17 protein-coding genes and 2 pseudogenes are annotated in these 22,704 nt (G+C 71.2%); 8 read left to right on the forward strand and 11 right to left on the reverse strand.

Annotated elements, in window-relative coordinates; all coding sequences use genetic code 11:
- Positions 1-726, reverse strand: a 726-nt coding sequence (locus AC08OU_RS07635; RefSeq protein WP_476604574.1) for an HAD family hydrolase, incomplete at its 3' end; no start/stop codon positions are given.
- 111 nt (positions 727-837) lie between these two features.
- Complete coding sequence (locus tag AC08OU_RS07640; protein WP_476594997.1) at positions 838-1,041, reverse strand: hypothetical protein; 204 nt, start codon at positions 1,039-1,041, stop codon at positions 838-840.
- A 666-nt stretch (positions 1,042-1,707) separates the two neighbouring features.
- Here AC08OU_RS07640 and AC08OU_RS07645 point away from each other — a divergent pair.
- Positions 1,708-2,550: a PAC2 family protein gene (locus AC08OU_RS07645; RefSeq protein ID WP_476602199.1), complete on the forward strand. Its 843-nt coding sequence runs from the start codon at positions 1,708-1,710 to the stop codon at positions 2,548-2,550.
- A 75-nt stretch (positions 2,551-2,625) separates the two neighbouring features.
- Here AC08OU_RS07645 and AC08OU_RS07650 read toward each other — a convergent pair whose 3' ends face one another.
- From AC08OU_RS07650 to AC08OU_RS07670, 5 genes are all read right to left on the reverse strand, one after another.
- Positions 2,626-3,648 (reverse strand): DivIVA domain-containing protein, encoded by a 1,023-nt coding sequence (locus AC08OU_RS07650; protein ID WP_476602200.1) that lies wholly within the window; start codon positions 3,646-3,648, stop codon positions 2,626-2,628.
- Positions 3,649-3,650: 2 nt separating this feature from the next.
- Positions 3,651-5,045 carry a cysteine--1-D-myo-inosityl 2-amino-2-deoxy-alpha-D-glucopyranoside ligase gene (mshC, locus tag AC08OU_RS07655; protein ID WP_476604575.1) on the reverse strand — a complete coding sequence of 465 codons (1,395 nt, stop codon included), beginning with the start codon at positions 5,043-5,045 and terminating at the stop codon, positions 3,651-3,653.
- Between the two features lie 112 nt (positions 5,046-5,157).
- Positions 5,158-5,937: an SCO1664 family protein gene (locus AC08OU_RS07660; RefSeq protein ID WP_462188470.1), complete on the reverse strand. Its 780-nt coding sequence runs from the start codon at positions 5,935-5,937 to the stop codon at positions 5,158-5,160.
- A 184-nt stretch (positions 5,938-6,121) separates the two neighbouring features.
- On the reverse strand, positions 6,122-6,664 hold the full coding sequence (locus tag AC08OU_RS07665) for a DUF3090 domain-containing protein (protein ID WP_476591980.1): 543 nt from the start codon (positions 6,662-6,664) through the stop codon (positions 6,122-6,124).
- Between the two features lie 6 nt (positions 6,665-6,670).
- Complete coding sequence (locus AC08OU_RS07670) at positions 6,671-7,519, reverse strand: histidine phosphatase family protein (RefSeq protein WP_476601847.1); 849 nt, start codon at positions 7,517-7,519, stop codon at positions 6,671-6,673.
- Positions 7,520-7,729: 210 nt separating this feature from the next.
- Between AC08OU_RS07670 and AC08OU_RS07675 the strand changes: the two are divergent.
- Both AC08OU_RS07675 and AC08OU_RS07680 read left to right on the forward strand, forming a co-directional pair.
- Positions 7,730-10,016: pseudogene (locus tag AC08OU_RS07675) on the forward strand (ATP-dependent DNA helicase).
- A 96-nt stretch (positions 10,017-10,112) separates the two neighbouring features.
- A complete protein-coding gene (locus tag AC08OU_RS07680) occupies positions 10,113-11,870 on the forward strand; it encodes a glycosyltransferase family 39 protein (RefSeq protein WP_476604576.1) in 1,758 nt (585 codons plus the stop codon).
- On the opposite strand, the pseudogene AC08OU_RS07685 reads toward AC08OU_RS07680, so the two are convergent.
- Positions 11,831-13,276, reverse strand: a pseudogene (locus tag AC08OU_RS07685) (glycosyltransferase 87 family protein); the annotation flags it as partial. The gene AC08OU_RS07680 and the pseudogene AC08OU_RS07685 overlap by 40 nt on opposite strands.
- Before the next feature lie 321 nt (positions 13,277-13,597).
- Here AC08OU_RS07685 and AC08OU_RS07690 point away from each other — a divergent pair.
- The 4 genes from AC08OU_RS07690 (at position 13,598) to AC08OU_RS07705 (ending at position 18,910) form a co-directional block, all read left to right on the forward strand.
- Positions 13,598-15,094 carry an NAD(P)/FAD-dependent oxidoreductase gene (locus AC08OU_RS07690; protein WP_476599732.1) on the forward strand — a complete coding sequence of 499 codons (1,497 nt, stop codon included), beginning with the start codon at positions 13,598-13,600 and terminating at the stop codon, positions 15,092-15,094.
- Positions 15,095-15,468: 374 nt separating this feature from the next.
- Positions 15,469-17,253: a glycosyltransferase family 39 protein gene (locus tag AC08OU_RS07695; protein ID WP_476599730.1), complete on the forward strand. Its 1,785-nt coding sequence runs from the start codon at positions 15,469-15,471 to the stop codon at positions 17,251-17,253.
- A 44-nt stretch (positions 17,254-17,297) separates the two neighbouring features.
- Complete coding sequence (locus AC08OU_RS07700; protein ID WP_476604577.1) at positions 17,298-18,512, forward strand: hypothetical protein; 1,215 nt, start codon at positions 17,298-17,300, stop codon at positions 18,510-18,512.
- A 194-nt stretch (positions 18,513-18,706) separates the two neighbouring features.
- On the forward strand, positions 18,707-18,910 hold the full coding sequence (locus AC08OU_RS07705; RefSeq protein ID WP_476595004.1) for a DUF5703 family protein: 204 nt from the start codon (positions 18,707-18,709) through the stop codon (positions 18,908-18,910).
- Here AC08OU_RS07705 and AC08OU_RS07710 read toward each other — a convergent pair.
- Both AC08OU_RS07710 and AC08OU_RS07715 read right to left on the reverse strand, forming a co-directional pair.
- Positions 18,895-19,371, reverse strand: coding sequence for a hypothetical protein (locus tag AC08OU_RS07710; RefSeq protein WP_476599728.1), 477 nt, complete (start codon positions 19,369-19,371; stop codon positions 18,895-18,897). The genes AC08OU_RS07705 and AC08OU_RS07710 overlap by 16 nt on opposite strands.
- Before the next feature lie 110 nt (positions 19,372-19,481).
- Positions 19,482-20,840, reverse strand: coding sequence for a M20/M25/M40 family metallo-hydrolase (locus tag AC08OU_RS07715; RefSeq protein WP_476599726.1), 1,359 nt, complete (start codon positions 20,838-20,840; stop codon positions 19,482-19,484).
- Positions 20,841-20,983: 143 nt separating this feature from the next.
- On the opposite strand from AC08OU_RS07715, the gene AC08OU_RS07720 reads away from it, so the two are divergent.
- The gene (locus AC08OU_RS07720; RefSeq protein WP_476599724.1) at positions 20,984-21,790 is read left to right on the forward strand and encodes a class I SAM-dependent methyltransferase; all 807 of its coding nucleotides are present in this window, start codon (positions 20,984-20,986) and stop codon (positions 21,788-21,790) included.
- A 149-nt stretch (positions 21,791-21,939) separates the two neighbouring features.
- Here AC08OU_RS07720 and cobF read toward each other — a convergent pair whose 3' ends face one another.
- Complete coding sequence (gene cobF, locus AC08OU_RS07725) at positions 21,940-22,704, reverse strand: precorrin-6A synthase (deacetylating) (protein ID WP_462187272.1); 765 nt, start codon at positions 22,702-22,704, stop codon at positions 21,940-21,942.

A 22,704-nucleotide genomic window follows, 5' to 3' on the forward strand; every position in this document is an offset into this window, starting at 1 on the left:
CGCCAGGAGCGCCGCGAGCCCGGCGGGCACCGGCTCGCCGCGAGCCGCGACACCCGGGGTCCCCGCGACACCCGAAACGGTCGAAGACCCCGAAACGGTCGAAGACCCCGAAACGGTTGAGGCGGCCGACGCGGTCAGGTCGAGCAGATCCGGCATGGACGGGATCATGATGGTCGCGCACCCGGCCGCCACCCCGGCGCGCGCTCCCGACGGACTGTCCTCCAAGACGACACAGCGGACCGGGTCGACGCCGAGCACCCGGGCGGCGGTCAGGTAGGGCTCCGGGTCCGGCTTGCGGCGAGTGACCTCATCACCGGCGACCGTCACGGCGAAGAACTCGTCACCGACGACGTGCAGCACCGGCTCCATCAGGTCGCGGAAGGACGAGGAGACCAGCGCGGTCGGGACACCCGCCGCCCGCAGCGCGACGAGCAGTTCCACCGCCCCGGGCTGCGGGACGATCGCACCGGGCTCGCGGAACAGCTCGGCGGAGCGGCGCAGCAGGAACTCCGCCGTCGGCACCACGTCGGACGCCGGCCGGCCGAGCATCGACACCATGAGCGGCACCGCGGTATCGATGCCGTGGCCGATCATGGCTCGTTTCATCGCCGGGGTGAACTCGCCGCCCAGCCGCGCCGCCGCCTCGTGCTCGGCGATGGTCCAGATTGGCTCGGTGTCAACGAGCAGGCCGTCCATGTCGAAGAAAACCGCCGCAAGGCTCCCCACGTCCACTCCTAGCTCAGGTAGCTCGGTAGCTCAGGGTCGTCCGGCCGCAGTGCCCGGTTGACCGGCCTAGTGCCGGGTCGGCCGCACGGTGCCCGGGTGACCGCACGGTGCCTACGTGGCCGCGAAGTACTTCGCCTCCGGGTGGTGCAGGATGATCGCCGAGGTGGACTGCTCCGGCACGAGCTGGAACTCCTCGGCGCGCGACGGGCCGTCGCCGTCCTCGGAATTCACCGAGTCGAGGCAGAGGCTGGCCGCCTGCAACAGGGTGCCCATGGCGCCATCGGCCACCAGCACACGCTCGGCCAGGACGGACACCAGATCATCGTGCACTGACCAAGGGTACCGGGACGGGTTTCGCCTGCCGCCGGTACGGTTTACCCTCCGTCCGGACGCCTCCGAGGATGCCGGCCACGGGCACGACGGTGACCACGGCAGGGTGATCACAACACAGGGACCACGGCACGGTGATGATTGCGGGGTGGGAATGCCGGACGCGTCCCGGCGGGTTGCCCATGGCGCGACCGCGGGTGGCACAGCCGGGGTGGCACAGCCGCGGGAACGGAGGGCGTGATGTCGGACCGCGCGGGTGTGCTCGGCGCGGTGGTCCGCACGAACACGGGCTGGGGCGCACCGGTGCGGCGGCGGCCCTAGGCCGGGCCGTTCGCATTCCCGCGACGGCGGGTATCCGTCCAGAGCCGATACGGTGCAGCCACCGCATCGATCCGGAATGGATGTCCGATCCGCCCGGGTCTAGCGCCATCGAGAGACCGAGGAAAGGCGTTCCCACGAGAACATCGGCAGACTGGACCAGCGTAGGTGACCCGCGGACGACCGCTGGTCGCCCGCGGGTCACCGGCTCACGGGCCATAAGGGAGGCTGAGGTCACGCATGTCGGCTCTGGGCAGGAGTCGTCTCCGTGAGGACGTACCGTTGCACTGTCACGGGGGCAGTGGGCCGCCGCGGGGCGGCAGGAGGTAGTAGGTGATCGAGTTCTCCGGCGTCGGTCAACTACGGTCGCCGGTCGTAGTAGCCGCCTTCGAAGGGTGGAACGACGCGGCCGATGCCTCGTCCGCCGCCGTCGAGCATCTGGAGACCGCTTTCAAGGCCCGTGTCATCGGTGCTATCGACCCCGACGACTACTACGACTTCCAGGTGAACCGACCGACGGTGAGCGGGACCGACGGGGCTTCCCGGAAGATCTCGTGGCCGACCACCCGCCTGTCGGTGGCGCGGCCACCGAAGTCCGAGACGGACCTGGTGCTGATCCGCGGACTGGAACCGAACATGCGCTGGCGTGGGTTCACCGACGAGCTGATCGAGGCCGTCCACGCCCTCGGCAGCGACATGGTGATCTCCCTCGGGGCGCTGCTCGCTGACTCGCCGCACACCCGGCCGGTCCCGATCAGCGGAACCGCCGGGGACGCGACGACGGCTGCCCGGCTCGGACTGGAACCGTCCCGTTATGAGGGGCCGACCGGCATCGTCGGCGTCTTCGGGGAGGCATGCGCACGGGCCGAGCTCGCCTCGGTGTCGTTCTGGGCGGCGGTGCCGCACTACGTGGCTAACCCGCCCTGTCCCAAGGCGACCCTCGCGCTGCTGCGCCGAGTGGAGGACATGCTGGACATCGAGATCCCGCTGGGTGACCTTCCTGAGCGGGCGAAGGCATGGGAACGGCAGGTGGACGAGCTCGCCGCCGGGGACACCGAGGTCGCCGAGTACGTCCGTTCCCTGGAGTCACGCGAGCCCGAGACGGCGCTACCCGAGGCCAGTGGGGACGCAATCGCCCGGGAGTTCGAACGGTACCTGCGCCGTCGCAGCCAGTAAAGGCCAGGAGGAGAGCCAGCTCGGTAAAAGAAGCTGCCCCTCTCCTCCGGGCTACTCCTCTCCTCGACGATCTCGCTACTCCTCAACGATCTCGGCGTCGATGATGTCCTCATCGGCGCCACGGCGGAACGGCACGTTCGCCGAGTTCGTGGCCGGTTCGCGCGGGGTGTGGGGTTCCGCGTCCGCGACGTCGGCCTGACGATGCCGGCCCGGGGAACGCCGCCCCGTGCTGGCGACGCGACCGGTCGCCCACGCGGTCCCGGAAAGACCGGAAAGATCCGACGGTCCCGCACCGCCCGCGGGGAAACCGGCGGGACCGGCTCTCCCCGGACCGAACGGCGACGACCCCCCGGGCTGGCGGCCATACGACAGGTCCGGCGGAACGCCGACGAGTGAGGCAGGCGGCATCGTCGGCCCGTCGACCACTGAGGTCCCCGCCGACCCCGGCGTCGCCGCCGACCCCGAGGTGCCCGGCGTTCCAGGCGTGCCCGGCGTCGTCGGCGCGGCCGTACCCGCCCGGGCCAGGTCGGTGACCGCCCGGTCCACCTCGTCGGAGGCCAGGACCCCGCGCAGGCGCAGCATCGCACCGATGATCTCACCCTGCTGGTGACGCAACGCCTCGAGCGAGGCCGTGCACCGGGCAATCTCCGCCTGCAGCTCAGCGTGCCGCTCCCGGGCGAGCCGGCGGCTCTCCTCCACGGCGTCGAGGAGGAGCTTCTCGGCCTGTTCCCGAGCCTCCCGCACGATCGGGTGGTTCGCCCCGGCGTCCTCGATCACCTCTTCCAGCGCCGCCTCCGCGATCTGACGGGCGCCGGTGACGATCTCCTCGGCCTCCTGCTGGGCGATGGTCAGCATCTGGCCAATCCGACCGCCGGCCTGCGCGGCCAGGCCCTCGACGCCCATGTTCGCGCTGCGGACCCGCTCGTTCTTCAGGGCGCTTTCGGCCGCGGCCGCGCGCGAGGTCACCTGGCTGGCGTAACGCCACAGCGTGGCCAGGTAGTCGTCGACCTGATGAGGGTCGTAGCCATACGCGACCTCGTCGAAGGCGGGCCGTTCGGTCGCTGCCCCGGGATCCACCCGGCGATGGTGAGCTCCCATCCTCAGCTCCCTCTGGGTCTGACGGGTTCAAGGTCTACACCCAGCAGTGTGTCAACGAGACGCCGCACGAGTGCGGGCGCCTCCCCCCAGGCGGGCACGTCACCGCCAGAACCGCGAACCGGGCCCCCCGGATTGGTGGGATCCGGGCCCGCACCGGCGGAGCCGCCCGCATCAGCGAGCGCGGCGCCGGCCCAGGCGTCCACCGCGGCGACGGCACCCGGGGCGTCAAGGTCGTCGGCGAGCCGCTCACGCACGGCGGCGAGCAGTCCCATGGCGTCGGGCCCGGTGGGCAGGGCGACGGCGGCCCGCCACCGGTTCATCCGGTCCACAGCGTCGTCGAGCAGGCCCGGCGTCCACTCCCAGTCCTCGGTGTGCCGATGATCGAGCAGGGCCAGACGCAGGGCCGCCGGATCCACCCCGGCCCGGCGCAGCCGGGAGACGAACTCCAGGTTGCCCCGCGACTTCGACATCTTGTGGCCGTCGAGGCTCACCATCGCGGTGTGCACGTAGCTGCGGGCGAACGGCTGAATGCCGGCGGCGACCTCGGCATGCGCCGCGCTGCACTCGTGGTGCGGAAAGCTCAGGTCGGTCCCGCCACCCTGGATGTCGATGACCCCGCCGAGATAGTGGCGGGCGATGGCGGCGCACTCGATGTGCCAGCCGGGCCGGCCGGGGCCGAACGGCGAGGGCCAGGACGGCTCGCCGGGGCGGTGTGCGCGCCACAGCAGCGGATCGAGGGGGTCCTTCTTGCCGGTGCGGCGCGGGTCACCCCCGCGCTCGGCGCAGATCGCCAGCATCTCGGCCCGGCTGAGACGCGAGATCTCCCCGAAGGCGGGTGCGGTGGCGATCGAGAAGTACAGGTCGTCGTCGACCTGGTAGGCCGCACCCCGGTCGACGAGCTCCGCCACCATGTCGACAATCATCGGGATGACCTCGACCACCCCGACGTAGGCGTCCGGCGCCAGCATCCGCAGTGCGGTCATGTCCTCGCGGAACAGATCGATCTCCCGGTCGGCGAGGGCCCGCCAGTCCAGCCCGTCACGGGTGGCTCGCTCAAGCAACGGGTCATCGACATCCGTTACGTTCTGTACATAGTGGACGTGATGCCCGGCGTCTCGCAGCACACGCTGCGCGAGGTCGTAGGTGAGGTAGGTGAAGGCATGCCCCAGATGCGTCGCATCATAGGGCGTGATGCCACAGACGTACAGCCTTGCTGTGGCGGCCGGCGCCAACTCGCGTACGCTCGACGTGGCCGTATCGAAGATCCTCAGTGGCTTCCCGTGACCGGGAAGAAAACGTATCGGAGGAGATTGCCACGCCTGCATGCGTGTCAGAGTAACCGCGAACCGACTCTCCGGCGGGCACGGGGAAAGTAACCGCAACGTAACCGACGGCATCCCAAGCCGATCCACCCCGGATCACCTACGGTGACATCTCATGTTCTCCCGCACCTGTACCCGCACTGGTTGACCCGCCCAGAACCAGAACCCGTTCAGAACCAGAACCCGCTCAGAACGGCGGCCAGGGAATCGCCGGCCAGTCCCCCGAGGGCAACGGGAACCGGCCCTTGGCCAGAAGCCCGTCGACCCGCATGGTGAGGGCGTCGACCTCGGTGACCGTGAGCAACTCCTCGAGCCGGTCCCGGAAGGGGCCCGCGAGCGCCTCACGCAGGTCGTCGAGCAAGGCGGTCTCCTCGGCATCGAGCCGCCTGCCCCGCCAGGTCCACAGCAGGGTGCGCAGCTTGCCGTCGGTGTGGAAGGTCACACCGTGATCGATGCCGTGAATTCGGCCGGAGGGCGCCGGCAGCAGGTGCCCACCCTTGCGGTCGGCGTTGTTGATGACGGCGTCGAACAGGGCGATCCGGCGCAGCTGGGAGTCGTCGGACCGGGTCAGCGCCACCAGGTCCACGGTGACGTCGGTATCGATCCACAGCTGCACCATGCCCTCGCCGAACGGGCCGTCACGCAGAATGGTAGGCGGGACGATGCCAAGCCCGAGCTGCTCGGAGACCTCGTAGGCGGCCAGCTCGCGGGCGGCGAGGGTGCCGTCCGGGAAGTCCCACAGGGCGCGTTCGCCGCGGACCGGCTTGTAGACGCAGCGGCCGGTCACCCCGTCAGCGCAGATGTCGCAGCAGAGCGTCGTGTTGCTCGCGTCGACCAGCCGGGCGGTGATCTCGAGGTCACCGCGGCGAAGGAGGTCGAGGGCGGCGGGGGCGTCGAGGCCGCCCCCGTCGATCGGATGCAGTGGCGGTCGCCACCCCGGGGTGGAACTCGCCGCGGAAACGCCCATCATCTCAGTCTGTCCGGTCCGGCAGGGTGATGTCACCGGACCGGACGGTGAGCGACATCTCTCCCACACCGCCAGGCCGACCGGACCGCACCGCTACCACGGACCGTACCCCCGCCATGGACCGCACCGCTACCACGGACCGCGCACCCGCGGCGGCCGGGCCCGGCGCCCCTCGCCGGCCGCATCAGCGCAGGTGACCGTTCTGGCGCGGGCAGACGTGACCGTCGTCCAACGGCTGCCCGCACAACGGGCAGGAGGACCGGCCCGCGGCCAGGACCCGCGCCGCGCGCCGCACGAACGAGCGCGCCTGCTCGGACTCCAGCAGGACCCGGACGGCGTCCGGCCCGTCGGGATCATCGGAGAATCCGACGACCGGGTCGGTCACGCCCGTCGCCTGCGCCTCGATGACGACCCGTCCGCCACGCGGATCCCAGCCGAGCGCGATCGTCGCGGCCTGGAACTCCTCGTCGATCGGCAGATCGAGCGGTGACAGGTCGGGGTCGGCCGGGGCGGGCTCGGGCGGCGGCGTCGCGCCACGGCGGCCCAACTCGTCGAGCAGCTCGGTCAGCTGTTCGGCGAGCAAGGCGACCTGAGCCTTCTCCACCGCGACGGTGACGACCCGCGCCCCGTCGCGGGCCTGCAGATAGAACGATCGGGCACCGGGAAGGCCTACGGTGCCCACGACGAACCGCTGCGGCGGGTCGAAGACGTGTATCCGGCGCGGCATGCCCGATCAGCCCGTTCCACCACCGGCGCTGGGACGGAAACCGCCGGCACCGCCACCGATCACCTCGTCCACGTCGAGCCCACTGGACCCCAGCGACCCCGGGGACTTCGAAGACCCCGGCGACCCCGGCGACTCCAAGGACTTCCGGGACCCGGGAGACGACGCCGCGGCGCCGACGGCCCCAGCGGAGCCCTCGGCCCGGGGTGGCGGGAGGAGCTCGACGACGTCCCCGCCGGTGTCGTTGATGCGCCGGACGAAGGGGCGGCGCTCGTTGTAGCGGATCACGGTCAGGGAACAGGGATCGACGGTGATCCGGTGGTACATGTCCAGATGCATGCCCAAGGCGTCGGCGACCACCGTGCGGATCACATCGCCGTGCGAGCACAGCAGCCAGGTGGCGTCTCGGCCCAGCCGCTCGTTCCACTCCCGCACGGCGCTCACCCCACGGGCCTGCGTGTCCCGTAGTGCCTCACCCTCGGGACCGGGGAAGACGACCGCGCTGGGATGGCTCTGCACCACGGCCCAGAGCGGATCCTTCGCCAGGGTCACCAGTTCCTGCCCGGTCCAGTCACCGTACCGGCACTCACCGAGCCGCTCGTCGATCTCGACCTGCTGCGTGCCGTCCAGGCTGGCCTCGCTGACCGGACGGCGTCCGGCGATCATCGCGGCCGTCTGGCGGCAGCGGTCGAGCGGGCTGCTGACGATCGCCGCCAGCGGGATGTCGGCGAGGCGTCGCGCCAGGTCCGACGCCTGGCGGCGGCCACGGTCGTCCAACCCCACGCCGGGCGTCCAACCAAGCAGGATCTTGCCGGTCACGGCGGTCAGGCCGTGGCGGACCAGCAGGACTGTGGTCAACCGGTCCGTCCCTTCTGTTGCTGACGCTCACTGTCTCCGCCGGGCCGGACGCGCGGGTGGCCCCGGATGCGCGGGTGAACCCGGACGCGCATCGGTCGGAACGCGCGACATCGCCTTCATACAGCCATGCCGCCAGACAGCCGTCCCGGATACCACGCTACCCAGCGGGCTACAACAGCGGCGGAACGGTTCGTCGTTACGCTTCCCGGCATGCCGGACGAGTACACGACCGCTTCCGCCTCGGAGCCTGACGCGGTCGGCCCGCAGGCACGAGCGGACCCGCAGCCAGCGGACCCCGAGGAGGTCTTCGCCGCGTTCTGCGGGGCGGGGCTGTGGCCGGGGCTGGGCCGCACGACGGCCGGCCGGCTGCCCGCGGCCGGGATCACCCGGCCCGACCACGTCGACGTCGGCCGGTTGGGCACCGTCGAGGGGGTCACCGGACCGCAGGCCCGGCGGCTCGCCGACAGCTTCCGCGCCGTGGCGGGCACGTACGCGGCCGTCGAACTGCTCGTCGCCGCGGATCTTCCGGCCCGGCTCGCGCGCGGGGTGACCGACCTGCTGGGACCCGCGCCCGCCGACCTCCTGCGGGCCGATCCGTGGATGCTGCTGACCGCCGCCGACACCGAGATCGCCCAGGCCGACCGGTTCGCCCGCCGCCGCGGTCTGCAGCGCGACGATCCGCGCCGGGGCCCGGCGGTACTCACCCATCTGCTCGGCCGGGCCGCCTCCCGGGCGGGGGACACCGCGGGCCCCGTGCAGGCGGTGCTGCGTGCCGCCGCGCGCGAGGGGGTGGCCGATCCGACCGCGGCGCTGACCGCGGCGCTCGACGACGGGCGGATCATCGCCGTCGGCGACCGGATCGCGCTGGAGCGGCATGCGATGGCCGAGCAGTCCGTCGCGGACGGCATCGAACGGCTGATGGCGACCGCCGAGCCGCTGCGCGCAGGCGCCCCCAGAGCCCGCCGCCGACCCGATGACGGGTCGGGGTACGACGGGTCCGGGTACGACGGCGACGACGATCCGGCCGGGCGGGCCGTGTCCGCACGGGCCGCCACCGCCCCGCCTCCGACGGCGCTGGCGTTCGACGACGACAAGGACTTCGACGACGACAAGAACGACAAGAACGACGACAAGGACGAGGGGGGAACGGGAGCAACGACGAGGTAGTGACCGGGCTGGACGAGATCCAGCTCGCGGCGGCGCGCGCCGCGCTGGAGTCCGGCGTCAGCGTGCTCACCGGTGGGCCGGGAACGGGCAAGAGCCGCACGGTCGCGGCCGTCGTACGACTGGCCTGGGCGGCCAAGGCGGTCGTCGCACTGGCCGCGCCGACCGGACGGGCTGCCAAACGCCTCGAGGAGCTGTGCGGGGCGCCGGCGAGCACCCTGCACCGGCTGTTGCAGGCTCAAGGGCGCGGCAGCGGGTTCGCGCGCGGCGAGCACAACCCGATCGACGCCGACCTCGTCGTCGTCGACGAGGCGTCGATGCTCGACGCGGAGCTCGCCGCCGCGCTGCTCGACGCCTGCGCGGACGGTACGCACCTGAATGTTCGTCGGGGACCCGGCCCAGCTACCGAGCATCGGACCGGGGCAGATCCTCGCCGACCTGCTCGAGTCCGGTGAGGTCCCGGTGACCGAGCTGCGGCGGTTGTACCGGCAGGCCGACGGCGGCGCCATCGCGACGATGGCCGCCGCGGTGCGCGGCGGGGAGCTGCCACCGCCACCACCGGGGCCTGGCCGGGAGGTCGTGGTGGTGCCGTCCGGCAGCTCCGGCGAGGCGGCGCATCGCACCGTCCAGCTCGTCACCAACTCCATCCCCCGCGCGCTCGGCATTCCCGTCGCAGACATCCAGGTCGTGACCCCGGTGCACGCCGGTCCGGCGGGCACCACGGCGCTCAACACCGCGTTGAAGGGCACGCTGAACCCGGGCGGCGGCGCCGTCTCCGGGTTCGACATCGGGGACCGTGTGGTGGCCACGGCGAACCATATCGACGTCGGATTCGCCAACGGCGAGATCGGCACCGTCGTCGCGCTGGGCGAACGCGGTGCGCTGCGGGTCGCGTTCCCCGGCGGCGTCGTCGAGGTGCCCGCTGGTGTGCTCGGTGATCTGCGGCACGGCTGGGCGGTGACAGTGCACCGCGCGCAGGGCAGCGATGTGGCCCGCCGTCGTCGCCGTGTTCCCGCCGGAGGCCGGCCGGATGCTCACCCGTCCGCTGATCTACACGGCGCTGACCCGGGCGCAGGCCCACCTGTCGATTGTGGCCGTGAACGGCCCGGCCATCCGCAACGCCGTGCGGAGCTCGGGCGGACGGCGCCGTATGACGCTGCTCCCGGCTCTGCTCGCCGGGCAGACCGCCGGCGGCTTCGACGATCCCGACGACGATCCCGACGGGGGGCCGGACGACAGGCCCGACGGCGGGTCCGGCGCGCGGCGGGCGGGCGGCACGACGGCTGGGGAGGCAGCCCGCGTACGGGACGGCGACGAACGGATGACAGTCTGAAACGTCGGGGCGTACATCCCCGCCAGCAGGCGACTGCGGCCACCCGGCGGAAGGCGGTTCTCTGACGGAAGGCAAGATCGTGGCAGACGAGGGGGCATGGTGAACGTAGACGCATCCGGGAGTCCAACCGCCGGCCAGGACGCCGGATCCGGGCCGGCGGTGCTCTCGGGTCCCCGCCGCCCCCAGGCGCCGGTGGGCGTGACCGCGGTCGTGGCCGCAGCCGCGAACAGTGCCACAGCCGGTGTCACGACCGGGACGGTCATCACGCCCGGGACCGCGTGCACGACCACCGCCGTGGCGCGGATCGCGGCGGCCAGCCCGCAGCTGCTGGTAGTCGCCGTCATACTCGCCGTCGCCGCCGGCGCGCTGATGCGGTTCGCCACCCCCAGCCATCTGTGGCTCGACGAGTCGTTGACGGTCGCCATCGCCTCGCGCCCCGTCCCACAGCTGCTCGACGCACTGCGGCACGACGGCTCACCGCCGCTGTACTATCTGCTGCTGCACGCCTGGATCGCGGTGTTCGGCGACGGGGACGTCGCCGTGCGGGCGTTGTCCGGGGTGCTGTCGCTGGCGACGCTGCCGGTGGCGTGGCTGGCTGGGCGGCGGGTGGGCCGGACGGCCTCCCAGGCCGGAAACGGTGGCCGTGACGCCGACGCCTGGGTGATCCTGGCGACTCTGCTGATGTTCGCCTGCTCTCCCTACGCGATCCGCTACGGCAGCGAGACGCGGATGTACTCGCTGGTCGTCCTGTTGGTGCTGGTGTTCGGGCTCGCGACCGTGCGGGCGCTGGAACGCTCCGAGCCGGCCCGGCTGACGATGCTGACGCTGGCGACCACCGCCCTCGTCTACACCCACTACTGGACGTTCTTGCTGATCTTCACCGTGGCGGCGTTCATGCTGCTGCAGGCCCGGCGGCGGCCCCAGTACCGGCAGGTGACCCTGCGGGCCTTCGCCGCGATGGCGGCCTCCGCCGCGCTGTTCGCGCCGTGGATGCCGTCGTTCCTGTTCCAGATGCTGCACACCGGAACGCCCTGGGCGCCCAAGGTGCAGGCCCAGGTGCTACTGGACACGGTCTTCGACTGGGCCGGCCCGACCTCCACGGGTGCGCTGCTCGGCATCGTGCTGCTCGGGGGCGCGCTCATCGGCCTGACCGCGCGTCCGGACGGGCGGGAGCTCGCGGTCAAGCTCTCCGGCCGGGTGCCGGGCCGTTACCTGGCCGCGATCTGGCTGGTCCCCCTCGTCCTGGCCTACTTCGTGAACATGTTCGGCGGCAGCGCCTACGCCGAGCGATACACCGGCATCGCCCTGCCGGCCTGCCTGCTGCTCGCCTCCCTCGGCATCGCCCAGTTGCCGGGCCGGCATGTGCGGGCCGGGGTACTGGTCGTCGCCTCGCTCAGCGGCCTGCTCGGCGGGTGGCAGCTCGCCCGGACCGAACGCACCCAGGCCGGGGAGATCGCGGACCGGATCGTCGCGCTGGCCCGGCCGGGAGACGTGGTCGCCTACTGCCCGGACCAGCTCGGCCCGGCCGTGCACCGGGCAATCGAACGGCACGGCGAGGTCACGGTACGGGAGATCGTGTACGCGGACAGTTCCGGCCCGGCGCTCGTCGACTGGGTCGACTACGCCGACCGGATGAAACGGGCGAACGGCACCAGCTTCGCGGCCGAGGTCAACGAACTGGCCGGTCCCGGCCACGCCGTGCTGCTCGTCCGCGCGGACGGTTACCGGTTCCTGGAGGGCGCCTGCGCCGTGCTGTCCGACCAGCTCGCCACGCTGCGCGACCGCACCGTGCAGGTCGAGCGGCGCAACCTGTACGAGGGCGCGTCGCTGGAACGGTTCTCCACGCTGCGCTGACCGCCCGCGCGGGCGGGGTCGTCGACGGCGAGGGCCGCGACGGCCAGCACGAGCAGACCCATCGGCAACGTGTAGTGGTTGAAGAAGGTCTGCTTGTTCATCAGGTTCAGGGTGAGCAGGACCAACGCGGCCCCCAGGCAGAACCCGGTGGCGTCCCCGCGGGCCCGCCAGGCCGCCGTGTAGGCACCGAGGAGGGCGACCGCGGTCAAGCCGAATCCGAGCGTGACCCCGAAATGCGACGCCAGGCCCGGCAGGGACAGCGAGTGGGCGAGCACCTCGTAGTGGAGGTTCGTCCAGACCGCGTCGTCGAGGAAGTCCCGGGGACCGGCCACCACCCAGGGGGCGACGAGGAGCGCCGCCACGACCGCGGCCGCGGCCGTCCGGCGGGGCCCGAACGCGGGGTAGCCCGCCGCCATGGGGATCAGCAGCACGACGTGCTGTTTGGTCGCCAGGGCGAGCGCGAACGCGACGACCGCCACCCGTCCCCGCCCGCTCGTCGACGCCCACACCGTCGCCGCCAGGCACGCCACGAGCAACGGCTCGGTCCAGGACTGCTGCAGGGCGTACATCGACTCGGGGAACACGACGACCAGCAACGGCAGCGCGGCCACCGCCGGCGCCGCAGGTGCCCTTCCCCCGGGTGCCCTTCCCGCACCCGCGACCGCGCGGATCAGGACCGCCGCCACCGCCAGGGCCAGCAGCAGGCCGTAACGGACGTCACCGAGCAGAAGCCGGAAGGGAGCCAGGAGCACGGACGTGACCGGTAGATAGGGGTAGACGTCGAACAAGCCGTCGACCGGGTACTCGGCCCGGCTCGGCGCCCACTGCTGCCGGTACATGTCGGCCCCGTGCGGCAGGCCGGCCGTGGAGACCTGGAGCAGGTGGAAGACGTCGATGCGGGGCGTCGGCGCGGCGCGGATCGTGGCGACGCCCGCCGCGCAGGCCAGGGCCAGGACCAGCCAGAACACCCACGGAGAGGCGAGCACATCGAGCCGGCCCCGGCCCTGGTGGGGCTCCCGGCCGATCCGGCGCCCCCGGCCGGCGCGGTGCAGCATGACCAGGATCGACCCGGCGGCGAGCAGGCCCGCGAGGATCGCGAGCACGTCCGCCACCGTGGCGAACCGGCCGACGGCGTAGTAGCGGGGACGGCGCACGAGCGGCACGACGCCGATCATGACCGCCACGAGCAGCCACGCCCCAAACCACCCACGCGGGCGCACGGCCACGGCGGTGCTGGCGGTACCGGCGTCGGCGGCGGGGCCGGCGGTGCCGGCCACGACCACCACCGCCAAGATCACTGCCGCGAAACCTACCAGGACGCTCGACAGCGCCCAGGCGCCGTACCGACCATCCTTGGCCGCGATGCCACCGGCCACCGCGCACCAGCCGACCAGGATCGCCGGCATCACCCGCCCCGGAGGAACCGGCCCGTCCGGGGGAGGCGAGGTCTGCGGTGCCCGTTGACCGGGTATCGACAATGCCATGTGCGCACGATGCCAGAGCCGCACCCGATCAGGCGGCCCGGACGCGCGTTATGGGAATAAGGCGGACGTATCACGGATCATCGCATGGTGTCGGGTCGAGGGGGTGCGGACGGGTCTCCGCTCGCGCCATGCAACACTTGCGACCCGGGACCGGTCCCAGGGGTCCGGCGTCCCGGTGGCGCGATGCCCGGTGTCCGTCCACCCGAGTGACCATGAGTGTGTGTTGAGGAGAGGTCCTGCACAGTGACCGAAAAGCCAGAGGTAGTCGTCATCGGAGCCGGACCGGCAGGTCTGACCGCCGGTTGGGAGCTGGTGAAACGGGACGTCCCCGTGACGATTATCGAGGGTGACTCGGTCGTCGGCGGAATCAGCCGTACGGCCCAGCGTGAAGGTTGGCGTTTCGACATCGGCGGCCACCGCTTCTTCACCAAGGTTCCCGAAGTCGAGAAGCTCTGGCACGAGATCCTGCCGGACGAGGACTTCCTGCTGCGCCCCCGATCGAGCCGCATCTACTACAACGGGAAGTTCTTCGACTACCCGCTCAAGGCCGGAAACGCGCTCGGCGGGCTCGGCCTGGTCGAGGCGGCGCGCTGCATGGCCTCCTACGCTGCGGCCCGGATCCGGCCGCCGCAGGACCAGAGCAACTACGAGAACTGGCTGGTGGCCCGTTTCGGCTGGCGGCTCTACCGCACCTTCTTCAAGACCTACACCGAGAAACTGTGGGGCGTTCCGATCAGCGAGATGCCCTCGGACTGGGCCGCGCAGCGCATCAAGAGCCTGTCCATGATGAACGCGATCGTGAACGCGGTCCTACCGAAGCGGAACCAGAAGGAGATCACCTCCCTCATCGAGGAGTTCCAGTACCCCAAGTACGGGCCCGGAATGATGTGGGAGACCGCCACCGACAAGATCACTAAACAGGGCGGCCGAGTGGTCTTCGAGGAGAAGGTCCGCAAGATCCACCACGCCGACGGCCGCGCGACCGGCGTCACCACGACCGTGACCGGCGGGTACGGCCCGGGGGCCGGTGCCCCGGAGTCCTCGCGCTCCGACCTCGGCAGCGAGTACCAGTACCAGGCCGACGAATTTATCTCGTCGATGTCGTTCTCCTCCCTCGTCCGGGTGATGGACCCGCCGGCACCGGCCCACGTGCTGGCGGCGGCGAACGCGCTGAAGTACCGCGACTTCCTCACCATCGCCCTCGTGGTGCCGGCCTCGGCCGGTTTTCCGGACAACTGGATCTACATCCACTCCCCCGCCGTCAAGGTCGGCCGGATCCAGAACTTCGCCTCCTGGTCGCCGTTCCTGGTCAAGGACGGGCGTACCTGCCTCGGCCTGGAGTACTTCGTCTTCGAGGGTGACGAGACCTGGAACGCCCCCGATGAGGAACTGGTCGCGCTCGGGACGAAAGAACTCGTCGAACTGGGTCTGATCAGGGCCCAGCAGGTGGAACAGGGTTTCGTCGTACGCATGCCGAAGGCATATCCATACTACGACATACACTACAAGAAGAACGTCGATATCATCCGCGCCTGGCTGGCCGAGAACACGCCGAACGTCCACCCGGTCGGCCGTAACGGCATGCACCGTTACAACAACCAGGACCACTCGATGCTCACCGCGATGCTCACGGTCCAGAACATCATCGACGGCACCAAGCACGATGTGTGGGAGGTCAACGTCGACGAGGATTACCACGAGGAGGTTTCGTCGCCGGCCCGGGGCGCCGCCCGGTCCTGACGGAGGATTCGCCCGGGGCACGGATTCATCCGGGACGGGTTTGTCCGGGACGGATTCATCCGGGGCACAGATTCGACGGGCGTCGCCACTCGAACGCCGTCACACGGGCGTCGCCGGAATGTCGGGCGCGTTTCACCGCCGGCGCCCGCTCCGCTTCCGGGGCCAGCCGGCATGACCGGGGACGGCCCCGGTATTACCGCGTACGGAGCGGATGGGTGACGGGACGGGCCGCGTCCCGTCACCCATCCGGGACATCATCGAGGCGTAGGGGCGCGCCACGCGAGACTGGTACCGGGTGCGGCCCTGCCCGGCCGGCCGGTCGTCTACCGGCCGGCCCGTCGCAGTCCGGTCAATGTGGACGGAAGGGACTGACCGTGACGGATGTCGCGGTCCGGCCGGCGGAGCAGCTCCCGGAGCCGGTCGACCAGGTCGGGAACGTATCCGGCCGTACGGGACGGATCTTCACCGCGGTAGTGGGGGTACTCCTCGCCGTCTCGGTGATCGTGCGGTTCACCGCCAGCCAGGCACTCTGGCTGGACGAGGCGCAGAGCGTCGCCATCGCCCGCCTGCCCCTGCGCGGGTCGGCCTTCACGATGTGGGACGGCCTGCTACAGGACGGCTCACCGCCGCTGTACTACCTGGTGCTCCACGGCTGGATCAAAGCGTTCGGCGAGGGCACCTTCGCGGTCCGGTCCCTGTCCGCGCTGATCAACATTGGTGCGGCGTGGCCGCTGTTCCTGCTCGCCCGCCGCGTGGTCGGCGAGCGGGCGGCGCGGGTCAGCGTCGTGCTGTACCTCACGTCGCCGTTCGCGTTGTACTTCGGGACCGAGACCCGGATGTACAGCCTCATCGTGCTGCTCACCGCGTTGGGTGGGCTGGCGTTGGAACGCGTCCTGCGGACACCGTCGATCAGATCGGCGATCGCCCTGGCGCTCTGCGCGGGAGGCCTGGCGCTGACCCATTACTGGTGCCTCTACCTGCTGCTCACGGTCGGAACGTGGCTGGTCCTGCTGCTGCTGGCCCGTCCGTGGTGGGTCAAGCGCCAGATCCGGCGCGGCGAGGGCGCGGGCGCGGCGGACCCAGCGGGTGTGCCGGGTAGCGCGGGTGTACCCGGGTACCGTTCCGCCCCGGCAAGCCCGGGAAGCCCGGGAAGTCCGGCAAGCCCGGCAAGCCGGGGCCGGGGCGCCCCCCACAGTCACCGGACGCCGACCCGTTTCCTCACCCCGCACCGGCGGGGGCCGGTCTTCGGGCTGCTCGGCATCGTCGGTGGCGGGCTGGTCTTCGCCCCGTGGCTGCCCGACTTCTTCGACCAGCTCACCCACACCGGCACCCCCTGGGGAGAGCCCGCCAGCTATGCCGCGATCTCCCACGCCTACGGCCAGTGGGCCGGCGGCCCGACGACCCTGGGTCGCCTATTGCTGTTCCTGGTCACCGGTCTCGCCGCCGCCGGCATCGCCGGCCGGCCCGCGGGTGGCCGGTTCATCCTTCTCGACCTGCGTGGTCTCGAACCGGGCCGGACCCTGTTCCTGCTGGCCACCGGCACGCTCGTCGTCGCGGTGACGGCGGGCAAGGTGGTCGGCAACGCCTGGGCCGACCGGTACACCGCCACCGCCTTCGTGCCGTTCCTGCTGGTCATCGGGCTCGGCGCGACGATCATCACCGATCGGCGGGTGTTCCACGGAGTGGTCGCCGTCGCGGCCCTGACCGGTCTGCTCGCCGGGACCTCCGACATCCACCGGGAGCGGAGCCAGGCCACCGAGGCCGCGCAGATCCTCGAGCGGATCGCCCGGCCCGGTGATGTGATGCTGGTCTGCCCGGACCAGCTCGGACCAGGCCTCGCCCGTACCGTGCCGAACTGGATGAAGGTGTACGTCGTGCCGACCTACGCACCGCCGGACCGGGTCGACTGGGCCGACTACGAGCAGCGCAACGAATCAGCCGACGGGGTCGCGATCGCCCGGCGCGCCCTCGCCGAGGCCGGTCCGGAGCACACCGTCTTCCTCGCCGGTTCCGGGTCGTACCGCACCTACGAGGAGCTGTGCACGGTGGTGCGCACCACCCTGCAGGAGGCCCGGCCACTCGCGGACGAGGTCATGAAGCAGGGTCTGCCGGCCAGGGTCTACGAGAACTACGCGCTGCTGCGGTTCCGGGCCTCTTGACCGCGACCGAGGCCCTTCCGGATGATCATCGGGTAGGTGGCGGCATGGGCGGCCGGCATGCGGCCACCCGCTGGGAGGACCGCTGGCAGCTGCGCGAGGTCGTGCTCGCCTGGCTCGCGGCCCGGCTGGCGGTCGGTGCGGCGCTGGCGCTGACCAGGTATATCGCCGACAATGCCCGCGGGCAGCAGGGCGCGCAGCTAAGCACCACCGACCTGCTCGGTTGGGACGCCGGGTGGTACCAGACGATTGCCGAGGTCGGGTACAGCGGCGCCGGGGCCGAGAGCCGCCGGTTTTTTCCCCTGCTGCCGCTGCTCGTGCGGGGGTTGTCGAAGCTGCCGGGGGCCGACGCCCACGTCGGTGTCGTGCTCCTGGTCGTGGTCAACGTGTGCGCGTTGGTCTTCGCGCTGCTGCTGGTGGGGCTCGCCCGGTTCGAGGGGTTCGCCCCGGAGGCGACCACCCGGCTCATCTGGCTCGCCGCGCTGGCTCCGCCCGCCTTCGTCCTGGTCATGGGGTACGCCGAGGGACTCGCCGGGCTGCTGGCCGTGGCGGTGTTCCTCGGTGCCCGCAGCGGGCGCTGGGAGCTGGCGGCCGTGGCCGGTCTGCTCGGCGGCCTGTGTCGCCCCCTCGGTCTGGTCCTCGCGGTGCCGGTACTTCTCGAGGCGGCCCGGGGGCTGCCCTGGCCGCTCGTCCGCCGGCTCGGCCCCAGCCCCAGCCCCAGCTCCAGCTCCAGCACGCCGACCACCACGCCTACGGCTGGAACACTCACCGCCCATGATGGGCTGCGTCGGCTGCTCGCCGTGCTCGCCCCGGTGGCCGGCGCCGGCATCTACCTGCTGTGGTCGGCGCACTCCTACGGTGACGGGCTGGCGCCGTTCACGCTGCAGCGCGACGCGGCACGTCACGGCAGCAGCTCGAACCCGCTGGCAGTGCTGTGGGACGCGGCTCGGGGCGCCTTTTCCGGCGAGCTGGGCACGGCGCTGCACGTGCCGTGGCTGCTCTTGGCGCTCGTCGGGCTGGTGGTCATGGCGCGCCGGCTGCCGGTGTCGTACCCGGTGTGGAGCGCCCTGGTCCTGGCGGCCGTGCTGACCGGCAGCAACCTGGACTCCGCCGAGCGGTACGTCTACGGGGCGTTCCCGTTCCTGCTGGTCGCCGCGCTCGTCACCGGCCGGCGGGAGATCTTCACGTTCACACTCGCCGCCACCACGGCCGCGATGACCCTCTACGCGACGCTGGCCTTCACCCTCTCCTACGTGCCCTGACCGCCGGCCGCGCGTCGGTGGGTACATGGCGCATGGGCCCGCATCATCTCGCGAGCGATTCCAGAAGCCCTTCCAGAAGATGGCGAAACGGTTAACGTAGAGGGGGACCGCACGATGATCGGTCGCCATCCCACGCCGCACCACGCCACGCGCAGCCGGTCATCCTCCGCTCGCAACCACGAGGTCAGGCCGCATTGGATGGAGTAGAGCTGGAGTACCAGCGGCTGTACCTGCCGCCGGGTACGGACTGCCGGGCAGCCGTCCAGATCCTCACGATGCACGCCGAGTTCGGCCACTGGGAGCTCGAACGCCTGCGGCTGTTCCCGGATGGCTCCCGGCGGGTGGTGCTGCGCCGCCGTCGGCGCCCCGGCGGCCTGCCCGGTTATCTGCCCACCTGACAGCCGCCCACCTGGCAACGGACCTGGGAGGGCGTGCGCACCTCGACCACGTCCGGAGCGATCCCCCGGGTCTGCAGATGCCGTCCCGACAATGCCCATCCGGCCGGCACCTCGACTCCGGTGGCGTCGGCTCCCGCGTCGCCGGTATCCGCCTGCCGGGGCCGCCCCACCGTCCAGACGTCGGCCCGGAACCAGTGATCGCACCAATGGGCGCTGTCGTCGGCCCGCAGCTGCACGAACCGGCGACGCAGAACCTGCCGGGCGACCTCCAGCGCGGACAACACGCTGACCTCGATGCCCCCGGACGGCTCGGCCCGATCGGCGATCCACACACTGCCGTCCCGGCTGGCTTGCACGAGATAGGCGTAGGTAGCCGGGGGGTGGTCCGCGTCTGCGCCCACCGGAACTCCGACGCCCACCGGAGCTCCGACGCCGATGCTGGACAGCGGATCGCCAGCCATACCCCCATCATGTCATGCATTAACGATGACGCATACGCGGATGGTGCTCCGCGCGCGGACGGTGGCATCTCGTCAAGCCGTACCGGCAGGTTCGGGTCAGGAGGTCCGGGTCAGGATGCGTGCAGGAAGCGGTCGAGGACGCGGACGCCGAAGCGCAGCGAGTCGAGCGGCACCCGTTCGTCCACCCCGTGGAACATGCCGGAGAAGTCCAGGTCGGGCGGCAGCAGCAACGGGGAGAACCCGAAGCAGCGGATGCCGAGCCGGGAGAAGGACTTCGCGTCCGTACCGCCGGAGAGCATGTAGGGCACGGCCCGGGCGATCGGGTCCTCGGCGCGCAGCGACGTGGCCATCGCCTCCACCAGCGCGCCGTCGAAGCTGGTCTCCAACGCCTGGTCGTGGACGACCCATTCGCGACGGATGTCCGGCCCGAGGATCTCGTCGAGCTGGCGGATGAACTCCTCCTCCTGACCGGGCAGATAGCGACCATCGACGTAGGCGGTGGCCTCGCCCGGGATCACGTTGACCTTATGACCGGCCTCGAGCTGGGTCGGGTTGGCGGTGTTACGCAGCGTAGCGCCGATCATCCGGGCGATCGGGCCGAGCTTCGCGACGGTCGCCTCCAGGTCGTCCAGGTCGAACTCGATGCCGAGCGCCTCCCCGAGGGAGTTCAGGAACACCCGGACCGTCGGGGTCATGACCAGCGGGAAGGTGTGCCGGCCGAGCCTCGCCACCGCCTCGCACAGCGCCGTCACCGCGTTGTCATCGCTGATCATCGAACCGTGGCCGGCCCGGCCGGCCGCGGTCAGCTTCATCCAGGCGATGCCCTTCTCCGCCGTCTCGATGAGGTAAAGGCGCAGGTCGTCGGAGACGGTGTAGGAGAACCCGCCGACCTCGCTGATCGCCTCAGAGCAGTCGGCGAACAGGTCGGGATGGTTCTCGACGAGCCAGCGCGCCCCGAGGGCACCGCCGGCCTCCTCGTCCGCGACGAAGGCGACGACGAGGTCCCGGGGTGGCCTGCGGCCGGTGCGGACGATGTCGCGGATGACCGCGAGGGTCATCGCGTCCATGTCCTTCATGTCCACCGCGCCCCGGCCCCACAGGCAGCCGTCGGCCTCCTCGCCAGCGAATGGCGGCAGGCGCCACTCGCTGGCATCCGCCGGCACCACGTCGAGATGACCGTGGACGAGCAACGGCGCACGCGAGGGATCCGCCCCCTCCACCCGGGTCACCACGCTGGTGCGGCCCGGGGCCGACTCCAGCAGGGTCGGCTCGAGGCCCACCTCCGCGAGCTTCGCCGCGACGTACTCCGCGATCGGACGCTCGTTGCCGTCGCCGTTGCCACGGTTAACCGACTCGAAGCGGAGCATCTCCCGACAGAGCTCGACCACCTCGCCCTCCGCCGACGGGGCGGTCACCGGCAGGCGCAGGCCACCGGTGCAGTCGGGGGGGGTCGTGGACGCACTCGCCATGCCGCCTAGTCTGCCCCGTCGGGGGTACAGCCGCCGGATTCGGGCCGTACCGTGAAGCAGAGTCGTAACCAGCCTGCAGCATTGCGCGTCCCGCTGCAGCATTGCGCCGTCCCGCGGGACGACCGGCATAGCGCGGGCATAGCATGGCACCCGTGCCAACGCCGCACCTGCAGGGCGAGAAAGCGACGCTGTACGGCAGAGCGCTGGACGCCGGGTCGGCTGACCCCATCCTGCACGACACCATGGCTCTGGACGCCGTCAAAAAGATCGACTTTGACTTCACCAGAACCGGTCTGCGCCGCAGCGAACACGCCCTCGTCGCGCTCAGGGCCAGGCACTTCGACGAGTGGACCCGCGAGTTCCTCACCACGCATCCGAAAGCCACCGTGCTGCACCTGGGCTGCGGCCTGGACGCCCGCGCCTACCGCCTCGACCCCGGCCCCGGCGTGCGCTGGTTCGACGTGGACTACCCCGATGTGATGGATCTACGCCGGCAGCTGTACCCACCGCGTCAGGGTTACACGCTGCTCGGCTCGTCCGTGACCGACCCGTCCTGGCTGGCGCAGATACCGAGTGATCTTCCCGTGCTGATGGTCGCCGAAGGCCTGACCATGTACCTCCGCGAGGACGAAGGCACGGCAGTCCTCCGCCGGATCGTCCAACACTCCCCCGGCGGCCAGTTGGTCTTCGACGCCCTCAGCAGACGCGGTATCCGGATGCAGCGGTTCAACAAGGCGATCCAGGCCGCCGGGGCGACCGTCTCCTGGGGCATCGACAGCTGCGCGGAACTTGAGGCGATCGACCCCCGCCTGCGGTGCGTGACCACCATGAGCGCTTTCGACCTTGACCGGTCCGGGACGCTGCCGGCGGGCTATCGTGTGATGGCCGCGGTGGCGACGCTGGCCCCCGCCCTGCGACGGATGGCGGCCTTCTACCGGCTGGACTTCTGACGGACGTCTCCGCCCTGGTCGGCGGCCCGGTCTTCAGATTGACGAGAAGCCGCTATCACCTTTCCTCCTCGCCCTCCTTGCCTTTCCAGAGCCTTTCGTGTCCGATTTATCCCTCTGGAAAGACAAGAGCAAGAGCAAGTCAGAACAGGTCAGACGGCAGGACGGCGGCGGAGCAGGTAGGTATCCATGATCCAGCCTTTACGCTCGCGGGCCTCGGCGCGGGTCCGCTCGATCAGTCCGCCGACCTCGGCGACCGGACCGTGCAGCAGGACCTCGTCCGGGGTGCCGAGGTAGGCGCCCCAGTAGATGTCGACGTCGTCGGCAGGCAGGGCCAGGAAGGTATTCTCGGCATCGAGCATGACGACGACGTCGTCGACCCCCGGCGGGAATCCGGCGGCGAGCCGGCGACCGGTCGTGATCTCGACCGGGCCGCCGATCCGGTTCAGGATCAGCCGGTGGCTGGCGGCGAGCGCCTGCACGCTGGTGATCCCCGGGATCACCTCGTAGTCGAACCGCACCACGCCCCGCGCCACGATCCGGTCGATGATGCGCAGCGTGCTGTCATACAGCGACGGATCACCCCAGACCAGGAACGCCCCGCAGCCGTCCTCGCCCAGCTCGTCGAGCATCATCCGCTCGTACAGCGCGGCCCGGCGGGAATGCCAGTCCTCGACGGCGGCAGTGTAGTCCGTCGGGGACCGGTCGCGGCTCGGGTCACGGGCCTCGACGATCCGGTAGCCGTTCCCCTCGACGTGCCGGTCGAGGATCTCCCGCCGCAGCCGGACCAGGTCCTCCTTCGCCGCCCCCTTGTCCAGGACGAAGAAGACGTCGGCCCGGTTCAGCGCCTTGACGGCCTGGATCGTCAGCTGGTCGGGGTCGCCGGCACCGATGCCAATGACGAGGATCGTGCGCAT

This window comes from Frankia sp. CcMO1, assembly GCF_977945845.1.